Below are 18,295 nucleotides of genomic sequence, written 5' to 3'. Positions count from 1 at the left end.
GTTTCCTCCTGACAAGCGGTGAGTCCGGGCGCGAAGGCCAGTACACCGGCCGGTGGGGGGCAGCGGACGCGGGTGTTCCACTGGTTGGGAACATCACCGCGAACCTTCCAGCGCGGATTTCAGGTCGTTCTTCAGTTCCTCGGACGCACCGGGAACGAAACCGACGATCTGGTTGAGGGAATATTCGGCCGCCTCGGGTGAGGTGCCGTCGAGGGGGATGCCGGGGAAGTGCTTGGCGAACACCTCCGTCAGCGCCCGCCACACCGCCAGGTCGCCGGCGAGCGTCTGCAACGGGGTGTCCCATCGTGTACGGCTCGCGGGGGCCGTCCTCGCCGGGCAGTTCGCAGTCGAAGGAGTGGCTGCCGCCGGTGATCTCGGCGGTCTGGCCGTCGGGCAGTTCGACCAGGGCGTGGGTGCCGTCGGGAACGGTCACGTCGAGGGTGAACCGGTCGGCGACGCGCCAGCCGATGCGGACCTCCCCGTGGACGGTCGTGCAGGTCAGGGTGGCGTGCGTGAGGCCCCAGCGGGGGTCGGGGGCGGGCTTGGGGGCGATGCGCATGCGCCGGTAACCGGGTTCGAGCGGGGTCAAGCCGCCGACGGTCTTGTGCAGCCAGTCGCAGCGGTGTCGAGCGCGCCGTCTCGCAGGATCTCCGCGTGGCGGATCGTCACGCTCTGCCCGGCCTCGCCGGTGACGGCGAGTCGTACCCAGCCGGAGATGTTCTGCCCGAAGTCGACGATCGTCTTGCCGTCCCTGACGAACGTCTCCACCGGGGCCAGCTCTTCGATCCGGCGGATCGGAGTGGCGACCGTGGGCACCAGCGTGCCGAGATCCCAGTCGAAGAGCTCCACTGGCGACCAGGCGCCGGTGAACCCCGGCAGGTTCCAGCCGTCCGGTTCACGCCGCGCGTCGTAGGCCTCGCCGTCGTACAGGCTCGTGGTCAGCACGGCCCCGGTGCCGGCCATCCACTGCCCGTCGGTGGCGACGATCATCGTCTGCTCGCCGTAGGTGAGTTCCAGCCGCATGTACAGGGCGGGCCGCCGCGTGTAGTGGTGCCTCTTGCCCTCGTAGCCGAGGCGCCCGGCGGCCCAGCCCTCGCCGACGATCGCGCCCAAGGCGTTGGCGCCCGAGCGGATCAGCGGGGTGACGTCATAGGTGCTGACCTGGAGCCGGTGCCGGTAGGAGGTCCAGCCGGGCGCGAGTGGGTGACGCATGTCAGCATGCAGCGCCTGGATCGCTATCGGACCGCCGAGTACGTGGACCAGTGGCGGCAGCAGTGGGGCAAGCCCGTGATCGTCGACGAGTGCGGCTACGAGGGCGACATCGAACCTTCCTGGGGCAACGTTCCGGCCACCGAACTGGTCCGCCGGTTCTGGGAGGGCGCCGTTCGCGGCGGGTACGTCGGGCACGGCGAGACCTACTACCGCGCGGACGAGCAACTCTGGTGGGCCAAGGGCGGCGAGCTGACCGGTCAGTCCCCCTCACGCATCGACTTTCTGCGCCGGATCACCGCAGAGGCGCCAGGTGGCATTCTCGAGCCCGTAGGGGCACCCGCGGACACTGACGCTCCCGCCGCCGGTGTCGCCGGGCAGTACCACCTGATCTACTTCGGACTCAGCCAGCCGCTGTTCTGCACGCTGACCCCGCCGCCCGGCCGCTACCGCGTCGAGATCATCGACACCTGGCACATGACGATCGACGAATTGCCGGGGACGTTCGAGAGCGGACGAGTCGATCTGCCGGGGCGGGCGTACATCGCCGTACGACTCACTGCGGCGGCATGATGGCCGGAAGCACGCCGGATCGACGAAAGCCGCGTCGCGATCGTCGGCCACCAGGCGCGTCCTCCGACTTCGGCACCGGCCCGAAAGGCGACCGCCGTGCTGGTAACGCTCGAGCACGCGGCTCACCGCAGGCGGCGGCCAGGCAGGTGTTGAGAACGCCGGCACCTGGTGAAGCGCGACGGTGGTGAGCCGGCGTGAGGTCATGCCAGGCATCCCTCCACCGTGACGAAGGAGTGGGCGGGCAGGTGTACGCCCATGTCGGCGGGAATTAGCGTGACCTGCTCGCGGATGCGGGGGGCGACGGTGCCGGGTGCGTCGGGGGTGTTGTGGTCTTGGAGCTTGTCGGCGGTGAGGATCCGGGAGCGGACCTCGGCCAGGTGAGCCGCCACGCAGGTCCAGTTCGACGTCGGTCGCCTGGGTCGCGTCCAGGTTGGACAGTGACACCAGCATTCGGCCGTCCTTACGGCTGGCCGACACCGAAACGGTCTGGAGCTGTGCTGAGTCGACCGCCCGTGTCGGGATGCCTGAGGGCAGGTCGACGACGTTGGAGTGGCGGGTGATGAGCTCGTCGATCCGCGTGGCCTGGATCATCGGGGAGTCGCCCTCACGGGTGAGGTACTCCACCCAGTTGCTCATCTCCTTGACCGTGCCCGATCCGACGTTGCCGCTGATGTACGGCTCGGCGCCGAGCAACCCGCACAAAGCCATGAACTCATGCGCCGGTAGCCGTCCTGCGGGGCTGAGGACTGGGCGATGGTGTGGTGATCGTGAAATCCGAGCGGTTCCCACACCCGCAGGTCGCCGCCCCACCCGTGCACGAGCAGCAGGGCCGGCTCGCCTGTGCCGTTGTCCCGGTAATGCGGCGTGACCTCATCGAGGTCGGCGATGGGCATTCTGGTTCGATCCAGCAGCGCACCCCGTAGAAGGCCGTCTCGATCGCGTACCGGAACGTGAACCGGATCCTTGAGGTCGGGGAGAGCCCGGGCCGCTGCCGGTCAGCGGGAGGCCGTGGCGGTGTCGCGTTGCCGGGGCGCTGTGTTGCGGGGCTGCGCCTTGCGGGCGTGGCGGGCGGCTTTGAACGGTTCGGGAAGCAGGCGGTTGGTCAGGGCGGTGAGTCTCGTGCGCAGGTCTCCGCCGATGACGTGGTCTTTGCCGGCCATGAGGGCGCGGTAGCCCTGGGCGGCGACCTGGATGCGGCTGTTCTTCTTGGCGCCGGGGCCGAAGGCGGTGTTGCCCATTCCGGCGCGGGCGTGAAAGTCGCTGTCGGTGGCACCGGGCAGCAGCGCGGTGACGGTGACGCCGGGCGCGCGGTCCTTCATCTCTTGGCGCAGTGCCTCCGCGAACATGTACGTGAACGCGCGGGAGGGTCCGTAGACGGTCTCGTACGGGGTGGGCAGCGTCGCCGAGAGGGACGAGGTGATGAGGATTTTGCCGTTGCCGTGGTCGGCCATGTGCCGCGCGACCGGTTTGGCGAGCGCGACGACGGAGGTGACGTTGAGGGCGAGCAGGTCGAGTTCGTCGTCCAGGTCGGTGTCGAGGAACGCGCCGCCGATGCTGCGCCCGGCGTTGAGCACAGCTGCTTTCAGCGGTCGGCCGGTGTCTTCGACGGTCTGCCACACCACTTGGACGCCGTCGCGTTTGGACAGGTCGGCCCGTACGGGAACGACGTGGGCGCCGTGCTGTTCGAAGTCGGCGGCGGCGCGGTCGATGCTGTCGCTGCGGCCGGTGGCGACCAGGTCGTAGCCGTTGCGGGCGAACAGCAGGGCCAGCTGGTAGCCGATACCCGCGGACGCGCCGGTCACCAGGGCGAGAGGGCGGCCGGAATTGCGGTGGTTGGTGCTCATGAGGTGCTCCTGGGGTCGTGTGCGGAATCGACCGGGCCGGCAGCGGCCTGATCGGCTGCGGGCCGGGGAAGGGGATCTGCGGCCCAGCTGGCCAGAAGGCGCCAGGCGTCCTGACAGGACTGGTCGTCGGCCGGCAGGTAGACGAAGAGGGTCTGGTCGTCGGTGCCGGGCATGGTGAATGCCTGGTAGTCGATGCTCAGCGGCCCGACGACGGGGTGGCGGAACCGTTTGGTGCCGAAGCTGCGGTCCAAGACCTTGTGGTCGGCCCACCAACGGCGGAAGTGCTCGCTCTTCATCGACAGCTCACCCACCAGCTCGGCGGAGCGAGTGTCGTCGGGGTGGCGGCCGGCATCCAGGCGGAGGATCGCGGTCATCTCCGAGGCGATCTTCTCCCAGTCGACGTACAGGTCGCGGGCGGCCGGATCCAGGATGATCCACCGGGTGAGGTTCCGCTCTCGGTAGGGCATGGCGTCGAAGTCGGCCAGCAGTGCCCTGGCCAGGCGATTGGCGGCCAGGACGTCGCCGCGCCGCCCCAGGACGAAGGCGGCCTGGTCGGTGAAGGAGTCCAGGAACCGATGCAGCCCGGAGCGGACCTTCTGCACCCGCGGCGGGCTCCGGCGGGCGGCGGGCTGGGGCCGAACGAGGTCGAACAGGTGGGCCCGTTCGGCGTCGTCCATGCCCAGCGCGCCCGCGATCGCCTCCAGCACCCCGGGCGTGGGGCTGATCTGGCGCCCCTGCTCCAGCCGCGTGTAGTAGTCGGTGCTCACCCCGGCCAGTTGGGCGACCTCCTCGCGCCGCAGGCCCGGCACCCGCCGGTGGGCGCCGCGCTCGGGCAGGCCCGCCGATTCCGGGCTGATCCGGGCACGGCAGCGGCGCAGAAACTCGCTCAGGTCCACATTTCGTGCCATACCCCCATGCTCCCCGCCGACCGTGCCGCGGAACGCCACGAGCCTGGGTCGCCGCGTCCTAGGAAGCCGTTGACCAGGACAATCCTCCCCCGCCACCGGTCCCTGACCCACCCCTGGCCGGTGATGTCGTGGAAGAGCGGCATCCGATCGCCCCGCGGCGCCCGGACCGCACCCGTACCGACCGACCTGGCGACGCCTCGCGCGCCGCCGCGCGAAAGGAACTTCGCATCGTGAAGACCTGGCTCATCACTGGCTGCTCCACCGGCTTCGGCCGCGCCCTCGCTCAGGCCGTCCTGGCCCACGGAGACCAGGCAGTGATCACTGCCCGCGACGTCGAGCAGATCAAGGACCTTGCCGAGGCGGCGCCCGGCCGGGCCCTGGCCCTGCCGCTGGACGTCACCGACCCCGGACAGGTCCGCGCCGCCGTCACCGCGGCCCAGGAGCGGTTCGGCGGCATCGACGTTCTGGTCAACAATGCCGGCATCGGCTACTTCGCCGCCATCGAGGAGAGCACCGACGAGGAGATACGCCGGATCTTCGACATCAACGTCTTCGGCCTGTCCGACGTGATCCGCGCCGTGCTGCCGGGCATGCGCGTGCGCCGCTCGGGAACGATCGTGAACTTCTCCTCCATCGGAGGACTGCGTGCCTTCCCGGCCGTCGGCTACTACGCGGCCACCAAGTTCGCCGTCGAGGGCCTGACCGACGCCTTGCGCCAGGAGGTCGCCCCGCTGGGTATCACCACGCTGCTCGTCGAGCCCGGCCCCTTCCGTACCGACTGGGCCGGGCGTTCCGCCCATGAGACGCTGCCCGAGCGGGAGATCGCCGACTACGCCGGCACGGCCGGCGCGCAGCGTGCCGCGTTCCGCGCGGACACCGGCAAGGAGCCCGGCGACCCCCACGCCGCCGCCCGGGCGATCATCACCGCCCTCGCCGCCGACCCCCACCCCCAGCGCCTGCTGCTGGGCGGCCCGGCGTACAGCATGGCGATCGAGCAGCTGGAGTCGATGCTCGCGGAGATCCGCGCGAACGAGGCGCTGACGAAGTCGGCCGACTTCGATGGCCCCGCCGCCTGACCTCACGTCGGGCGCGCCGTGCCGGCCGGCCTTCACCCGCACGAAAGCCGAGCCGATCAGATGAGCACGCACACCGCCCCAGCCGCGGGCAACCCCGCAGCCGTACGACGAAAGGGCCTCCAGATGAACGCGCACCCCGCCGCGGCCACCGGTACCGACCACGGCAGTGTCCAGATCAGCCACGGACGTGCCTGGATCGACCAGGACGCCGGTGTCCGTATCGGCTACACCCTCGCCGAGCCCTCGCCTCGGCCCGAGGGGGAGCGATCGAAGACCGTGGTGCTCATCCACGGCGCCCCGCAGACCCGGCATGCCTGGCGCAAGGTCCTCGCCCCGCTCGCGCAGGCCGGCTACCGCGTCATCGCCCCTGACTACCGCGGCGCGGGCGCGTCCACCAAACCTCGCGACGGCTACGACAAGTGGACGATGGCCGCGGACCTGCACACCCTCGTCCACGACCACCTCGGCGTCCACAAGCCTGTCTCCGTGGTCGGCCACGACCTCGGCTCGATGCTGGGGTTCGGTTATGCCCTGCGTTACCGCGACGACGTCGTCAGTCTCACCACCATGGAGGCGCCGCTGCCCGGCACGGACTACTACGAGCAGCGCAAGGTCGCCAAGAGTGCCTGGCACTTCGACTTCCACGCCCACCCCGACATCGCCGTCCACCTCACGTGCGGCCGGGAACGCTGGTACATCACACGGTTCTTCGACGACCTGACCTACCAGCCCGACGCGATCACAGACGCCGATGTGGACGTCTACGCGCGCGCCTTCGAGGCACCTGGCGCGATGCGCGCCCTGTGCGAGATCTACCGGGAACTCGACCACGACGCGCGGATCCACCGCGACGCCATTGCCTCCGGCGGCAAGCTGACTGTCCCCGTGCTCGCCTCCGGCGGCGCCACCCAGGCGCTGGCCGCCCACTACCAGGGCATGTGCGAGGAGATCGCCGACAACGTCACCGGCCACCTCGTGGAGAAGGCCGGCCACTGGGTGCCCGAGGAGAACCCGGAGGGCTTCGTGCGCATGTTCCTCGACTTCGACACCCGCGCACGCACCACCTGAACACCGCTTACGCAAGGAGAGAGCCACCCATGGCAGACATCCACGACAACCACCTGCAGGGCCGCGTCAGCGTCATCACCGGCGCCTCCTCCGGCATCGGCGCGGCCACCGCCCGGGCCCTGGCCGCGCGCGGCGCCCATGTCGTCCTCGCCGCACGCAACGCCGACAGGCTCAACAGCCTGGTAACGCAGATCCGCGACGCCGACGGCACCGCGACCGCCCGCGTCACCGACGTCACCCGCCTGGACGACGTCGAGGGCCTGATGGACTTCGCCGCCAGCGCGTACGGCCCCGTCGACCACCTGGTCAACAACGCCGGCCTGATGCTCTTCTCCAAGTGGTCCGACCGTGCCGTCGACGACTGGGACAAGATGATCGACACCAACCTCCGCGGCTACCTGCACGCCATCAGCGCCGTCCTGCCCGGCATGATCGCCCGCCGGTCCGGCCACATCCTCAACCTCAGCTCGGTGGCCGGCATCCGCGTCGGCGATGCCAGCGGCGTCTACAGCGCCACCAAGTTCTTCATCCGCGGCATCACCGACAGCCTCCGCCAGGAAATCGGCATCACCCACGGCATCCAGGTCTCCATGATCAGCCCCGGCGTCATCGACACCGGCTGGGCCGACAAGGTCTCCAACACCGAGGGCAAGCAGATCGCCCAGGACCTCAACGAGGGCGCCATCCACCCCGACCGCGTGGCCGACGCTGTTGTCTACGCCCTCAACCAGCCCGCCAACGTCACCGTCAACGACGTCGTCATCCACCCCACCCGCCAGGACTGGTAAACCACCCGAGCACCCGGAGAACACCCCCACGCCGCCTCCCGGCGGTCGGCCACCGGCAGCACCGACCAAGGCCCTTCACTCGGGTCCACGCGACGAGCCCTGAAGTAGCCCTCTGTAATCACGCTTCCGAGTTTCCCGGGGTGTTCGACGGCCGCTGAGGAGGCTGGAGCGGGGGCTTCTGGTCCATGGAATACAGGGCGCACCCGATCATCATCAGGAGCCAATCGGGACGAGCGGCCCATCGGCACCACGCACGGCCGATCTCGGTGGAGACCACAGTCACCGGGCAGCGCTCAGCAGGCCCCTTTCAAAGCCGCACCTCCTACGACAACCACGGCCGGACCGGCTCGCTGGAATACCCCACCATCGGCGAGCCTGGCCAGCCTCGGCCGCTACGTCCAACTCGACGAGGAGACCTCCGCCCGCACCACGGCCGAACACGACCCGGCGGCCCGGCGACGCCAACGCTGCGCCACGCGGCGCGTTTTTGGCGTACTTCGACCGCATTCGTTCGGTAGTGGCGCGGTGCCACAATCTGGTCCGATCCGCACCAGTCCCGGAGGCCGTCTGGTTTCCTTCCACGTCGCGCTGACACAACACGCGGAAGGTCGTGAGGATGGAGGCATGAGTTCATCGCAACCCCTCCCCGACCCCGGGTCCGAGCCGGACCACCGCTACCTGCTCGACAACGCCCGGGTGGAGGCGGGCGAGCGGTTCACCTGGCTGGCCGAGCTGTTCGACGGTGTCACCCGGGGACACTTCGACCGGCTCGGAGTGAAGGCGGGCTGGCGCTGCTGGGAAGTCGGTGCCGGGGGCCCCAGCATTCCCGAGGCACTCGCCACAGCCGTCGGACCAACCGGTTACGTGCTGGCCACGGACATCAATCCGGCCTGGTTGGACCCGCACGGCGCGTACGAGGTGCTCCGGCACGACATCGTCGGGGACCCGCCGCCGCAGCCAGGCACATTCGACCTGGTACACGCCCGGCTCGTGCTCGTCCACGTGCCCGACCGTGCCCGGGCGTTGGCGACGATGGTGGCGGCGCTGCGCCCCGGTGGCTGGCTATTGGTCGAGGACGCCGATACCGAGCTGCAGCCACTGGCCTGCCTCGATGAGGTTGGCCCGGCCCAGCAGCGCGCCAACCGGCTGCGGCGCGCCGTCCGGGAGTTGATGACCCGCCGCGGCGCCGACCTGCGCTACGGCCGTACGCTGCCGCGGGCGTTGCGTGCGGCCGGCCTGGCCGATGTCACGGCGGCCGGCTGCTTCCCGGTCGGCGGGGTAGCCTGCGACCGGCTGGAGAGCGCGACGGTGCGCATGGTCCGCGCCGAGTTGCTCGCCGCCGGGTTGGCCAACGACGCCGAGATCGACGCGCACCTGGCCGCCATCGATGCCGGCGAGCTCGACCTCACCCTCGCACCGCTGATCTCGGCATGGGGACGCCGCCCGGGATAGCCCGCGGCGTCCGGGCCGCGGTCAGCCACAGGCCGGTGAACACGGCGCAGCCCAGCGTCACGGGGGTGCTGCTGACGCCCGAGGCGAGACAGCCCTCCTGCGGGCTGACCGCCTGGATGGCGGCCCCGGTCAGCGGCGACCGCGCCATCGAGAAGTTCGGCGAACGACTGCCCGTCTCCGGGAGGGCGCCTCCCTCAGCCGAGGGCGTCGATGGCGGTGCGCAGGGCGGTGATGAAAGCGGTCGTGGCCGGCGGGTCCGGTGGTTCGCCGAACGTGGCGAGGTAGATGCGGCGCCGGAAGTCGGTCAGTTCGCTGGCGACGACCCCGTCCGCGTGGTGGGAGCGCAGCGCCAGGCCGGGCATGGTGGTGACCCCGAGCCCGGCGGCGACGAACGCCTGCTCGACGACGATGTCGTCGCTGCTGTAGGTCATGCGCGGCCTGAACCCGGCGGCTTCGCAGAACTGGAGCAGCTCACCACGGCAGTTCTCGCAGCCCGCGATCCACATCGAGTCCCGGTGGTCGGCGAGCGTCTGGTCGGGGTGCCGGCTGAGCAGGTACATCGGGTCGTCGAGGAGATAGGAGTAGCGGACGCCGTCCTGCGGCACGGCGTCGTCGTAGCGGTGCACGATCGCCAGGTCGGCCGAGCCGTCGCGCAGCCGCCGCAGGGCCACCGTGGGATGGGCGTCGGTCAGGTGCAGCTCGATGTTCGGGTACGACTGGGACAGCGCCATCGCCGCGGGCGGGACCAGGACGCTCAAAGCCGAGCCGAAGGCCGCGAGGCGGACCCGGCCGGTCTGCAGCCCGAGCTGGGCGGCCAGTTCGGCGCCGGCCGCGTCGACCCGGCCGCCACCGTCCGGGAGCTCAAGCAGCAGGGCGGCAAGGACATCTGGCTGTGGGGCAGCTTGACGCTCATGAACTCCCTGCTGGAGGCCGGACTCGTCGACGAGGTCACCCTGCTGGTCTGCCCGGTCTCACGCGGCAAGGGAAAGCGCGTTTTCGAGGATCGCCAGGACCTGAAGCTGATCGAGGCCACCTCGTTCGACAACGGCCTGGCAGTGCTGCGCTACAAGATCACCAAATAGCCGGAAGTTCTACAGCCACCTTCATCGCTCAACTCGGGCCCGCGTCTGTCGAACGGGACGCCACAATGAGAGGAATCACCATGCACTCGAACCGCGTGACCGGAGGAGTCGATGCTGGGATGACGGAAGGGCGACCGATGCCCACACAGGACGACGTGCTCGGGTACTTCGACACGCTGTCGAACTGGGGACGGTGGGGCGACGACGACGAGCTCGGCACTCTGAACCACATCACCGACGACGTCCGGCTGGCAGCGGCGCGGGCCGTGCGCCACGGCAGGAGCGTGTCGTGCGCGTGGGAGGTCACCGTGCCGGAGGAGATGGAGCGGTCGACGACGACGTGCCCGTGCTTCGCCGACCTGCCGGGTGCCGAGAGCATGCCGCTGCCCGGGTTCCGCAACGACCGGCACTGGGGTTATTCGTCCGAACGGCTCGGCCTCACGTTCCACGGCAACACCGTCACCCACGTCGACTCGCCGTCCCACATCTTCTGGGACGGCACGATGTACAACGGGCGGTCGCACTCGATGGTCGACGCCGCGACGGGATCGGCGTGGGGGGCCGTCACGGCGGCGGCGAACGGAATCGTCACCCGTGGCGTCCTGCTGGACATCGCGAAGGTCCGCGAGGTGCCGTGGCTGGAACCGGGGCAGGGGGTGTATCCCGACGATCTGGAGGAGGCCGAGCGTCGCCAGGGGGTACGGGTACGATCCGGCGACGCGGTACTCCTGCGGACCGGCTATGGCCGCGTCCGGCACGAGGCCGGTGCGGCCGGCGGTTTCACGCAGGCCGGCTGGCACGCCTCCTGCCTGCCGTGGCTGCATGAACGGCAGGTCGCGCTGATCGGCGCTGACACCCCCCAGGACGTTCAGCCGTCGGGGTATGAGGAGCTGGCGATGCCGGTTCACACCGTGGGCCTGGTCGCGATGGGGCTGTGGCTGCTCGACAACTGCGACCTGGAGGCGTGCGCGGCGACGGCCGCCGAGCTCGGCCAGTGGGACTTCCAGCTCGCAGTCGCGCCGGTCCGCTTCGCCGGCACGTCCGGAAGTCCGGTCAACCCGATCGCCACCTTCTGACCGCGTTGACGAGGAGGTGCGCGGCCGTGAAGAACCGGGCGAGCTGCGGAACGGGGGCGGCTGAGGAGTGCGGAGGACGTGCTGCTGCCAGCCCGGGAGGCACCGGGCGCCGCATCGATTCGGGCCAGTTGAAGGGCGGCGAGTAGACCTTCGGCGCGGATTCTATGGCGCCATCGAAAGCGCGGATGTCTTCTACCGCGCCGTCACGGGATGGGGCCATCGGGCCATCCCCACCGCCGGCGTTCGAGACGTCTTGCCACGGCACGCAATCGCGTATCGCAAGCCAGCGCTCCAGATGGTCGGGTGTGGGCTCGCCGCGGCCGGGCTCGAAGGGCCGGGTGGTGGCGTCCTGTCACAGGGATAGGGCGAGCCGTTCGCGACCTCGTCGACCAGCACCGTCTCGGGGCTGGCCCAACTGTGGAATCGCCCACCGATCGCTTCACCGACCAGAGCCTCTGCGACCTGTCACGCCGGCCAAGAGGGTTCTTGTCAACACCTGGCGGCTGGGGACACATTCGGAAGCGGAGCGCCGTCATCGGCTGTGTCCGAAGCTGCGCGCCAGTAGTGGCGTCCTCAGGGGCGGCGGCCGGCACGTTTGACGACCCGGATCACGGGTGCGGTTTGGATCTGGTGAATCTGCGGCAGGCCTCCGAGGCACTCGGTGAGGTACCGGTAGAGGTCCCGGCTGTCGCGGCAGACGGCTGAGATCAGCAGATTCGTCGGCCCAGTGGTCGCGGCGCAGAACGCGGCCTCGCGGTGGTCGGCGACGGCGGCGCCGGTCTCGGCGAGGTGGGTGGGCGGCACGCTGGCCCACACGCGTACCTCGGCGTGGTGGCCGAGCGCCGCGGCGTTGACGTCGAGGTCGAAACGTAGGAGACCGGCCGCGCGTAGAGCGTGGACCCGCCGGGCGACGGTCGACTCCGACCAGCCCGTCGCGGCGGCCAGCACGGGGTACGGCGCGCGGCCGTCCACGGCGAGCGCCGCCAGCAAGGACCGGTCAGTGTCGACCAGGCGGGCGGCACCGGCGTCGGTATAGGCCGGCCGCAAGGCGCTGATCTGCTCGTCGGTGAGTGATCCTGCTTCTTCGAAGCCGTGGCGGGCGTCGCTGAAGACGTGCAGCACACTGTGCGCGGTCACCGACACCACCGGTGCGGTGCGGTGCAGCCGCTGCAGGATCAAGTCGTCCCGTTCGGCGGCGGACCACGCCCGGAGGCTGGCGCTGATCTCGGTGCCACCAGACAGCAGCGCGACCCACCGGGTGTCGTCACGGCGGGCGAGGGCCTCGGCGACCGGCACGGCCGATCCCGGCGTGCACTGCATCCGCACGACCCACTCGGCGCCGCCGAGACGGCTGGAGTCCACGACGCCGACCAGGTTGATCACCTTGCTGTCGCGCAGCCGTGCGTAGCGGCGCGCGACTGTCCGATCTGAGACGCCGATCACCTCGCCGATACATGCGAACGAAGCTCGGGCGTTGATGTGCAGAGCCTGCAGCACGTCCCGGTCGACGCTGTCGAGCATGACTCGATCCGTCTCCATGGTGCGCATCATGCCGGATCCTTGCAAAGAGCCGCGGCTGATTCCGGACTGTGGCGCACGCCAGGCACTCTTGACCACGTTGACGCCCGATCGGCGGGACGCGCGCACAGATCCCCCGCCGGTCCGCCGTGGCCGTGCGGGGCGTCAGGCGAACAGTGATCGGAAACCACGTCAGGAGCAACCATGAAGGCTGTGCGGTTCACGCGGTACGGCGGGCCGGAAGTGCTTGAGCTGGTCGACATCGACACCCCGCATGCGGGGCCGGGACAGATCCGGATCGCCGTACGCGCCGCCGGGGTCAATGGCCTGGAATGGAAGGTCAGGCAGGGCCTGCTACGCGAGGTCCGTCCACTGCGACTGCCGGCCGGGGTCGGTGGCGACGCCGCTGGGATCGTCGACGAGGTCGGCGATGGCGTCACCGACGTCCGGGCCGGCGACGCGGTGTTCGGCTCCGGCGCCGAGACGTACGCGGAGCACGCCGTGCTCACCTCATGGGCGCCCAAGCCGGACAGGGTGTCCTTCGAGGAAGCGGCCGGCTTCGCGACCCCGTTGGAGACTGCCCTGCGCGTCCTCGACGAGGCCGGAGTCCGCAGCGGGCACACCGTACTCGTCAACGGAGCCAGCGGCGGCGTCGGATCAGCCGCCGTCCAGTTCGCCGTCGACCGGGGCGCCATCGTGATCGGTGTCGCCGGCCCGTCGAACCAGGACTATCTCGCCTCACTGGGCGCCGCTCCCACCACCTACGGTCCTGGACTGGTCGCCCGGATCCGCGCGCTCGCCCCGGCCGGCGTCGACGCCGCCGTGGACATCGCCGGCTCCGGAATCATCCCCGAGCTGATCGAACTGACCGGCGATCCTGACCGGGTGGTGTCCATCAGCGACTTCAGCGCGCCCGAGCACGGTGCCCGGGTATCCACCGGCTTCGGCCGGGACAAGACCCGCGCCCTGCGCGAAGGCGCACGCCTGGCCACGGCCGGCCGGTTCACCCTCCCGGTCGCGCGAACCTTCCCGCTCGCCCAAGCCGGAGCAGCACAGGCAGCGAACGCAACCGGGCACGTCCGCGGCCGAGTCATCGTCACCGTGCCCTGATCCCCCATGCACCACACCATGGGCTCACCACCCGCACCCACCACGGAGCATGACATGACCATCACCCTCATCAACAGCTTCATCGTCGCGCCCGACAAAGAGGAGGAGTTCCTGCGGACCTGGCGCAGCACCATTGACCACTACGCCACCGCGCCGGGCTTCCTCCAGACACGCCTACATCGCAACACCGGCCTGAAGGACACCACTTTCCGCTACGTCAACGTCGCGCTGTGGGAGAGCATCGACGCCTACCATGCCGCCCTCCGCGACTTCATCCCCGCCGGTCAGCGCGTGCCCGGCGTGACGGCGCACCCCGGCCTCTTCGAGGTCTGCGTCGAGGTCAACCCCGGCCAACAGCAATCCGCACCGTAACAAGTGATGCGCTGACCAGCTATCGCTTCCGGCCGAGATGCGGACCCGGCTCACTTGCCCCGAGTGTGGTCACGGCGGGGGCGGCAATCCGCGCACGACCCCGACCGTTCGCCGCACTGCCGGCTGCCGGCTGCCGGCTGCCGGCTGCCGGCTGTCGGCTGTCGGCTGTCGTGGCGCGCCCGGCGTTGTTCTGCTGGGCGCGCGGAAGGGTCGAAGTTCGCGCGCAGGTCCTCGCATTCGAGCTGCAGATCCTCCAGGGTCCCGATGACGGAGCCCAGTCGCCGGCTGACGTCGGCGTGCCGCTTGGTCCTGGCGTCGCTCTGCGGCGGTGACGTGGCGAGGTCCTGGCAGGAATCGTACGCCTGGCTCAGCGCGGTGACGGCCTGCGGCACCGCCGCGCTCACCCTCCTGACGGGCGCGGAGGCGCCGGCGTCCGGGAGACCGTTCAGGGTGCCCAGGCATTCGCCGGCGTCACGCAGATGGGCCAGCGCCCAGGCCAGCGGTTCGGCGCCGGCCTGCTCGGGCAGGGGGTCACGCCCGGCGTCGCGGCGATGGACGGCGTTCAGGCCGCCGTGCCCGGCGGCGGTCACCCAGCCCCTGGACAGGTCGAGTTTGCTGCGCAGCCTGCCGCGTACGGCCTCAGCGATGGCCACCGGGTCACCGGTCACTGCTGCTCCTTCGTTTCCGCTTCTGCTGCGCGCTTGTTCATCCGATCGTCGTACAGCGGGCCGTCCCGATATCTCGAAGAGCTTGCGAGCGCCGTCGTAGGGCGCAGGGACGACCCCGGTGTCCTCGGACTCGTCGGACTCATCGGATGCCTGATCGTGGGCCGTCAGGAGTTGCCGGTCCAGGCCGCGCTCGTACATTTCTTTCAAGGTCCGCAGAAGCTGCCTGGGAGACACCCGGGGGCCGAGCCTGGCCACGTGGAGAGCCAATATTTCACGGCGGAGTACAGGGCATCTTCCCATTCCGTCCGGTCGTTGAAGACCTCCTGGAACAGGTTGAACGGTTCGTTGAGCAAGGCCTTCCAGTGGCGGCGGGCCTGGTCTGGATCGACGCCAGGGAGGGCGGCGGGATCCGTAAGCTCCTGCGACATCGAGACCTACCTGGACCAGGCCGGCCTGCGCCGGACGCCGAGCTGAAAGACGCCGATCATGTCCGCACAGACCCCAAAGAACACCGTCGGGAACTGCACCTCAGCCACGGGAGGCACCCTCGATGTCCTTCGACCACACAGATGACTACCCCGCACCGCACGGCGGCGCGCCGGTCCGGGCGCGAAACCGGACGGCTACATGCTGGGCCCCGACGACGGAACCATGACCTGGTTCGCCGGCGCACTCATCACCTTCCGGGCCAAGGCGGCCGACACCCGCGGCGTGCTGTCATTCTTCCAGTGCGACGTGCCGTACGGGTGGCAGGCGCCGGTACACCGGCACGCCGGCGAGAGCGAACTGTTCCACATCATCGAGGGTGAATGGGAGGTCTTCGTCAACGACACCGTGCACCTGGCCACCCCCGGCTGCACGGTGTGGATCCCCCAGAGCACCGCGCACTCCATGAGCGCGACCTCCTTGCGCAGCGACTCCGACAGGCCTTCCACCGCCCACTTCGACCGACCCATTCGCCCCGGAGTCGCTGACCGCCCGCCTCCGCACCCGCCTCCGCACCCGCCTCCGGACCCGGCCCGGCACCGCCATCGACGCCGTCGGCGCATGGATGCGCGACACCATCCGCACCCTCGGCGAACACGACGCCGAGCAGGGCCACGAGCCGGGCGAGATCTGGTCCCTGCGCACCAAGCACGCCACCCTGACAGCCGAGGACGAAGACCTCCGCGGCCGCGCGAGCCACTACGAGCTCGAACGCCTGATCGCCACCGCCATCGGCAAGGACACCGGCCTGCCGCCCGACACGCTGGCCCCACGGCTGACCGCGTACACACTCGTGGGCGGCCTACGCGAGCTGTACACGACGCCCGAAGCCCACCACGGCGACACCACCACCGAAGAGCTGCGGCCCCTGGTCGATCGCATGCACTCCTTCGCCCGCGCAGGACTGGCCGAGCCGGCCTAAATCGGGAAGCGGCCCCGGCGGATACGCCAGTGTCGGCCGGCCTTCAAGTGGTCGACGATCGCGCGCTGCAGCACAGTGCGGCGCGGCAACTGGTCGAGCGGCGTGGTCAGGGTGCGAAACACGAACCGCAGCACCTCAACGTCGGCATCCTGCCCTTCCGGCTCCTCATAGGGCTCCAGCTCGAACCTCCGCTGGAACCGGACAATGTTGGAGTCCTCAGGCAGGTACTCCAGTAGCTGCGGATCGAGCAGCCACGAGCTGCAGGAGAACTCGGTGTAGCGCTCGTCGGGAAAGTGGCGAGGGAAGAACGCACGGGCCTCGTCCAGCGACGCCGCCACCGCCTCCGGGGTCATCGGCCCCGACTCGGGGATGTGCAGGCCGATGGTGGTGCCGCCACGTTGATGCTGCAGCCGGCCCAGCTCGTAAATGCCACCACGCGCATGCAGCGTCAGCCAGCTCTGCATCACCGGCCAACCCTCACGACGCATCCGCCGATCGACCGCGAGATTGCGGCCCAGATCCGCCAGGGTCACCCAAGACACCGCATCGGCAATGCCATGGTCGCGGTGATACCCCATGACGACGTCGACCAGGGCCAGGTACGCGTACACGTAGAGATGCCGCCAGGCAGGGCCCCGCTCGCGCGGCAGCTCCGGACCGGGTGACAGCCAGCCGTGACCCCCGAGATCGGCGCGGACCAGGGCGATCGAACGGTCGAGCAGCCAACGCAGCTCCGGCGTCCACAACGGAGAGCCGGGATCGGGCCAGCCCGCCATGATCTCGGCGGCGTCGTCCGGCCGCACCGCGAGCCGGTCGAGAATCGCGGGCGCGTCGGCCTTGGCCGGCAGCGGAGCCGACGGCCGGTCGCCGGCAAGCCGGTGCACGCGGTCGACGTCCTCAACGGGTACCCCGAGCCGGGCAGCGGTGTCCTCCAGGTCCACGCGCACGATTTTACGATCACCAGCAACGCCACGGAGAAGAGTCAAGGGATCTACCTCATGTCCTGTTTTGCTCTCCTCGGCTCGAGAGGACCGCGAGCTATCCCGAGTCAGTGAGACGCCGACAGGATGCCTCACCTCATGAGACTGCCTCATCCCGGACGAGACGGGACGGACAGTGGAGCGGCGAGAATCGCACTCACCGCGCTCGCGCAGCACGGCGGCGCCGCCGCTGCGGCTCGGCCTGGACGAAGATCGAGCCCTTGATCGGTGAAATGCCGAACTCGAGGCCACTCCAGCGAGCCGAACCCGGCCCCCCGGTGAGCCATGATCGGCGTAAAGAGTCCGGCGCACAGGCTGCTCCACACAAGCTCATCAGTGTTCGCCCGCCGCCCCACCGGAGATCAAGATCGCGCAGAACGACATCGGCATCGATCTGACCGACCACCCCGACAACCTGCCCACCGAACACAACGACCCCGTACACACCGCCTCCCCCGCCACGGCGGCGCCCGTACCCCTGACCGAAGCAATGATCGCGCAGTGCCTCACCATGGCTGCCCGCGCCAACGCCGCATGATCAGGCTCGGGCCCGGCAGCGGGATCCCGGAACCGGTCACGGTACGGCTCGGCCACCGCGATGTCGACCATCAGGCCCATGACCAGCCCCCGATGGGGCCGCCGCGCGATCCTCGCCAGCTCCAACAGGTACGGCACCAGGTACGGGGCCGCACCGAACACCTCGCGGGACCCGACACCCCCGAACAACCCATGCCGCAGCCGCCACACCGGAGACTCATCCGACCTACCCGACGGCGCTGCCGCGATCTCCCGCAACAGACCGGGCACCGAGTCCGGCCCACCAGACCAGTACCCGAGCCGCCCTCACGGCACGTCGTCCACACCCTCTAACACCGCACCACCTCTTCAACGTGACCCGCCGCAACGCGCCAAGAGCACCCGGCGAATTCTCTCAAGCCGGCTCCCGATATCGGTTCACCACGATCCAGCAACCACGGAAACGGGCCAAGGGTCTACTTCGCCGGTTCTTGTTTTTGGGGATAGAAGGGCGGAGCCCGTTTCCTTTGTTATCGGGGATGATTTTGTCTGTACCCGACGCCTTTACAATGTAGATTCCTTGTTCCCGCGTCCGCCGCGCCAGGGTTCGTGCGCCTGTACTCACGTGACGACCAGGTGGCGACGGT

20 protein-coding genes and 2 pseudogenes are annotated in these 18,295 nt (G+C 69.8%); 11 read left to right on the top strand and 11 right to left on the bottom strand.

What is annotated here, in order from left to right; all coding sequences use genetic code 11:
• Window positions 1-93: 93 nt before the first annotated feature.
• The 3 genes and pseudogenes from HD596_RS41085 to HD596_RS41075 form a co-directional block, all read right to left on the bottom strand.
• A complete protein-coding gene (locus HD596_RS41085; protein WP_185074832.1) occupies window positions 94-291 on the bottom strand; it encodes a hypothetical protein in 198 nt (65 codons plus the stop codon).
• Between the two features lie 130 nt (window positions 292-421).
• Window positions 422-559 (bottom strand): annotated as a pseudogene (locus tag HD596_RS65810) (alpha-L-rhamnosidase C-terminal domain-containing protein); the annotation flags it as partial.
• A 26-nt stretch (window positions 560-585) separates the two neighbouring features.
• Entirely contained in the window at window positions 586-1,212 is a 627-nt protein-coding gene (locus HD596_RS41075; protein WP_185074831.1) for a family 78 glycoside hydrolase catalytic domain, read from the bottom strand.
• Window positions 1,213-1,218: 6 nt separating this feature from the next.
• Here HD596_RS41075 and HD596_RS41070 point away from each other — a divergent pair, with 6 nt between their 5' ends.
• Complete coding sequence (locus HD596_RS41070; RefSeq protein ID WP_185074830.1) at window positions 1,219-1,782, top strand: DUF5605 domain-containing protein; 564 nt, start codon at window positions 1,219-1,221, stop codon at window positions 1,780-1,782.
• A 200-nt stretch (window positions 1,783-1,982) separates the two neighbouring features.
• Here HD596_RS41070 and HD596_RS60700 read toward each other — a convergent pair whose 3' ends face one another.
• The 3 genes from HD596_RS60700 to HD596_RS41055 all read right to left on the bottom strand — a co-directional run bounded on the left by HD596_RS60700 (window position 1,983) and on the right by HD596_RS41055 (window position 4,534).
• On the bottom strand, window positions 1,983-2,171 hold the full coding sequence (locus tag HD596_RS60700) for a hypothetical protein (protein WP_221519748.1): 189 nt from the start codon (window positions 2,169-2,171) through the stop codon (window positions 1,983-1,985).
• Window positions 2,172-2,777: 606 nt separating this feature from the next.
• Window positions 2,778-3,626 (bottom strand): SDR family NAD(P)-dependent oxidoreductase, encoded by an 849-nt coding sequence (locus HD596_RS41060; RefSeq protein ID WP_185074829.1) that lies wholly within the window; start codon window positions 3,624-3,626, stop codon window positions 2,778-2,780.
• Window positions 3,623-4,534, bottom strand: coding sequence for a helix-turn-helix transcriptional regulator (locus HD596_RS41055; RefSeq protein WP_185074828.1), 912 nt, complete (start codon window positions 4,532-4,534; stop codon window positions 3,623-3,625). Before HD596_RS41055 ends, HD596_RS41060 begins: the two co-directional genes overlap by 4 nt.
• A gap of 230 nt (window positions 4,535-4,764) precedes the next feature.
• On the opposite strand from HD596_RS41055, the gene HD596_RS41050 reads away from it, so the two are divergent.
• The 4 genes from HD596_RS41050 to HD596_RS41035 all read left to right on the top strand — a co-directional run bounded on the left by HD596_RS41050 (window position 4,765) and on the right by HD596_RS41035 (window position 8,918).
• Window positions 4,765-5,610, top strand: coding sequence for an oxidoreductase (locus tag HD596_RS41050; protein ID WP_313046301.1), 846 nt, complete (start codon window positions 4,765-4,767; stop codon window positions 5,608-5,610).
• Window positions 5,611-5,733: 123 nt separating this feature from the next.
• On the top strand, window positions 5,734-6,678 hold the full coding sequence (locus tag HD596_RS41045) for an alpha/beta fold hydrolase (RefSeq protein WP_185074827.1): 945 nt from the start codon (window positions 5,734-5,736) through the stop codon (window positions 6,676-6,678).
• Between the two features lie 29 nt (window positions 6,679-6,707).
• The gene (locus HD596_RS41040; RefSeq protein WP_185074826.1) at window positions 6,708-7,466 is read left to right on the top strand and encodes an SDR family oxidoreductase; all 759 of its coding nucleotides are present in this window, start codon (window positions 6,708-6,710) and stop codon (window positions 7,464-7,466) included.
• Between the two features lie 624 nt (window positions 7,467-8,090).
• A complete protein-coding gene (locus HD596_RS41035) occupies window positions 8,091-8,918 on the top strand; it encodes a methyltransferase domain-containing protein (RefSeq protein ID WP_185074825.1) in 828 nt (275 codons plus the stop codon).
• Between the two features lie 194 nt (window positions 8,919-9,112).
• Here HD596_RS41035 and HD596_RS41030 read toward each other — a convergent pair whose 3' ends face one another.
• Window positions 9,113-9,676: a LysR substrate-binding domain-containing protein gene (locus HD596_RS41030; RefSeq protein ID WP_185074824.1), complete on the bottom strand. Its 564-nt coding sequence runs from the start codon at window positions 9,674-9,676 to the stop codon at window positions 9,113-9,115.
• Here HD596_RS41030 and HD596_RS41025 point away from each other — a divergent pair.
• Both HD596_RS41025 and HD596_RS41020 read left to right on the top strand, forming a co-directional pair.
• Entirely contained in the window at window positions 9,611-10,000 is a 390-nt protein-coding gene (locus tag HD596_RS41025; RefSeq protein WP_221519747.1) for a dihydrofolate reductase family protein, read from the top strand. The two genes, HD596_RS41030 and HD596_RS41025, sit on opposite strands and share 66 nt — an antisense overlap.
• Before the next feature lie 137 nt (window positions 10,001-10,137).
• Complete coding sequence (locus HD596_RS41020) at window positions 10,138-11,076, top strand: cyclase family protein (RefSeq protein WP_185074822.1); 939 nt, start codon at window positions 10,138-10,140, stop codon at window positions 11,074-11,076.
• Window positions 11,077-11,649: 573 nt separating this feature from the next.
• Here the strand turns inward: HD596_RS41020 and HD596_RS41015 are convergent.
• Entirely contained in the window at window positions 11,650-12,627 is a 978-nt protein-coding gene (locus HD596_RS41015) for an Lrp/AsnC family transcriptional regulator (RefSeq protein WP_221519746.1), read from the bottom strand.
• A gap of 171 nt (window positions 12,628-12,798) precedes the next feature.
• Here HD596_RS41015 and HD596_RS41010 point away from each other — a divergent pair, with 171 nt between their 5' ends.
• Together HD596_RS41010 and HD596_RS41005 are read left to right on the top strand one after the other, a co-directional pair.
• Window positions 12,799-13,704 carry an NADP-dependent oxidoreductase gene (locus HD596_RS41010; RefSeq protein ID WP_185074820.1) on the top strand — a complete coding sequence of 302 codons (906 nt, stop codon included), beginning with the start codon at window positions 12,799-12,801 and terminating at the stop codon, window positions 13,702-13,704.
• Window positions 13,705-13,758: 54 nt separating this feature from the next.
• Complete coding sequence (locus HD596_RS41005; RefSeq protein ID WP_185074819.1) at window positions 13,759-14,076, top strand: antibiotic biosynthesis monooxygenase family protein; 318 nt, start codon at window positions 13,759-13,761, stop codon at window positions 14,074-14,076.
• 50 nt (window positions 14,077-14,126) lie between these two features.
• Here HD596_RS41005 and HD596_RS41000 read toward each other — a convergent pair whose 3' ends face one another.
• Entirely contained in the window at window positions 14,127-14,744 is a 618-nt protein-coding gene (locus tag HD596_RS41000) for a hypothetical protein (RefSeq protein ID WP_185074818.1), read from the bottom strand.
• A 627-nt stretch (window positions 14,745-15,371) separates the two neighbouring features.
• Here HD596_RS41000 and HD596_RS65805 point away from each other — a divergent pair.
• A pseudogene (locus tag HD596_RS65805) lies at window positions 15,372-15,590 on the top strand (cupin domain-containing protein); the annotation flags it as partial.
• Window positions 15,591-15,795: 205 nt separating this feature from the next.
• Window positions 15,796-16,152: a DUF1800 domain-containing protein gene (locus HD596_RS40990; RefSeq protein WP_185074817.1), complete on the top strand. Its 357-nt coding sequence runs from the start codon at window positions 15,796-15,798 to the stop codon at window positions 16,150-16,152.
• Here HD596_RS40990 and HD596_RS40985 read toward each other — a convergent pair.
• Complete coding sequence (locus HD596_RS40985) at window positions 16,149-17,093, bottom strand: acyltransferase domain-containing protein (RefSeq protein WP_185074816.1); 945 nt, start codon at window positions 17,091-17,093, stop codon at window positions 16,149-16,151. The genes HD596_RS40990 and HD596_RS40985 overlap by 4 nt on opposite strands.
• Window positions 17,094-17,465: 372 nt before the next feature.
• Window positions 17,466-17,879, bottom strand: coding sequence for a hypothetical protein (locus HD596_RS40980; RefSeq protein WP_185074815.1), 414 nt, complete (start codon window positions 17,877-17,879; stop codon window positions 17,466-17,468).
• Window positions 17,880-18,295: the final 416 nt, after the last annotated feature.

This window comes from Nonomuraea jabiensis (assembly GCF_014204795.1).
In the GTDB taxonomy this organism is placed as follows: domain Bacteria; phylum Actinomycetota; class Actinomycetes; order Streptosporangiales; family Streptosporangiaceae; genus Nonomuraea; species Nonomuraea jabiensis.
Note: the sequence above shows the minus strand (reverse complement) of the source record. Positions and strands in the feature narration are given on the sequence as shown.

What these genes read in the sequence shown, in the direction of transcription:
- HD596_RS41075 (WP_185074831.1), bottom strand. Translation starts at nt 1,212, where the DNA reads ATGCGTCACCCACTCGCGCCCGGCTGGACCTCCTACCGGCACCGGCTC.
- HD596_RS41070 (WP_185074830.1), top strand. Translation starts at nt 1,219, where the DNA reads ATGCAGCGCCTGGATCGCTATCGGACCGCCGAGTACGTGGACCAGTGG.
- HD596_RS41060 (WP_185074829.1), bottom strand. Translation starts at nt 3,626, where the DNA reads ATGAGCACCAACCACCGCAATTCCGGCCGCCCTCTCGCCCTGGTGACC.
- HD596_RS41055 (WP_185074828.1), bottom strand. Translation starts at nt 4,534, where the DNA reads ATGGCACGAAATGTGGACCTGAGCGAGTTTCTGCGCCGCTGCCGTGCC.
- HD596_RS41045 (WP_185074827.1), top strand. Translation starts at nt 5,734, where the DNA reads ATGAACGCGCACCCCGCCGCGGCCACCGGTACCGACCACGGCAGTGTC.
- HD596_RS41040 (WP_185074826.1), top strand. Translation starts at nt 6,708, where the DNA reads ATGGCAGACATCCACGACAACCACCTGCAGGGCCGCGTCAGCGTCATC.
- HD596_RS41035 (WP_185074825.1), top strand. Translation starts at nt 8,091, where the DNA reads ATGAGTTCATCGCAACCCCTCCCCGACCCCGGGTCCGAGCCGGACCAC.
- HD596_RS41020 (WP_185074822.1), top strand. Translation starts at nt 10,138, where the DNA reads ATGCCCACACAGGACGACGTGCTCGGGTACTTCGACACGCTGTCGAAC.
- HD596_RS41015 (WP_221519746.1), bottom strand. Translation starts at nt 12,627, where the DNA reads ATGATGCGCACCATGGAGACGGATCGAGTCATGCTCGACAGCGTCGAC.
- HD596_RS41010 (WP_185074820.1), top strand. Translation starts at nt 12,799, where the DNA reads ATGAAGGCTGTGCGGTTCACGCGGTACGGCGGGCCGGAAGTGCTTGAG.
- HD596_RS41005 (WP_185074819.1), top strand. Translation starts at nt 13,759, where the DNA reads ATGACCATCACCCTCATCAACAGCTTCATCGTCGCGCCCGACAAAGAG.
- HD596_RS40990 (WP_185074817.1), top strand. Translation starts at nt 15,796, where the DNA reads ATGCGCGACACCATCCGCACCCTCGGCGAACACGACGCCGAGCAGGGC.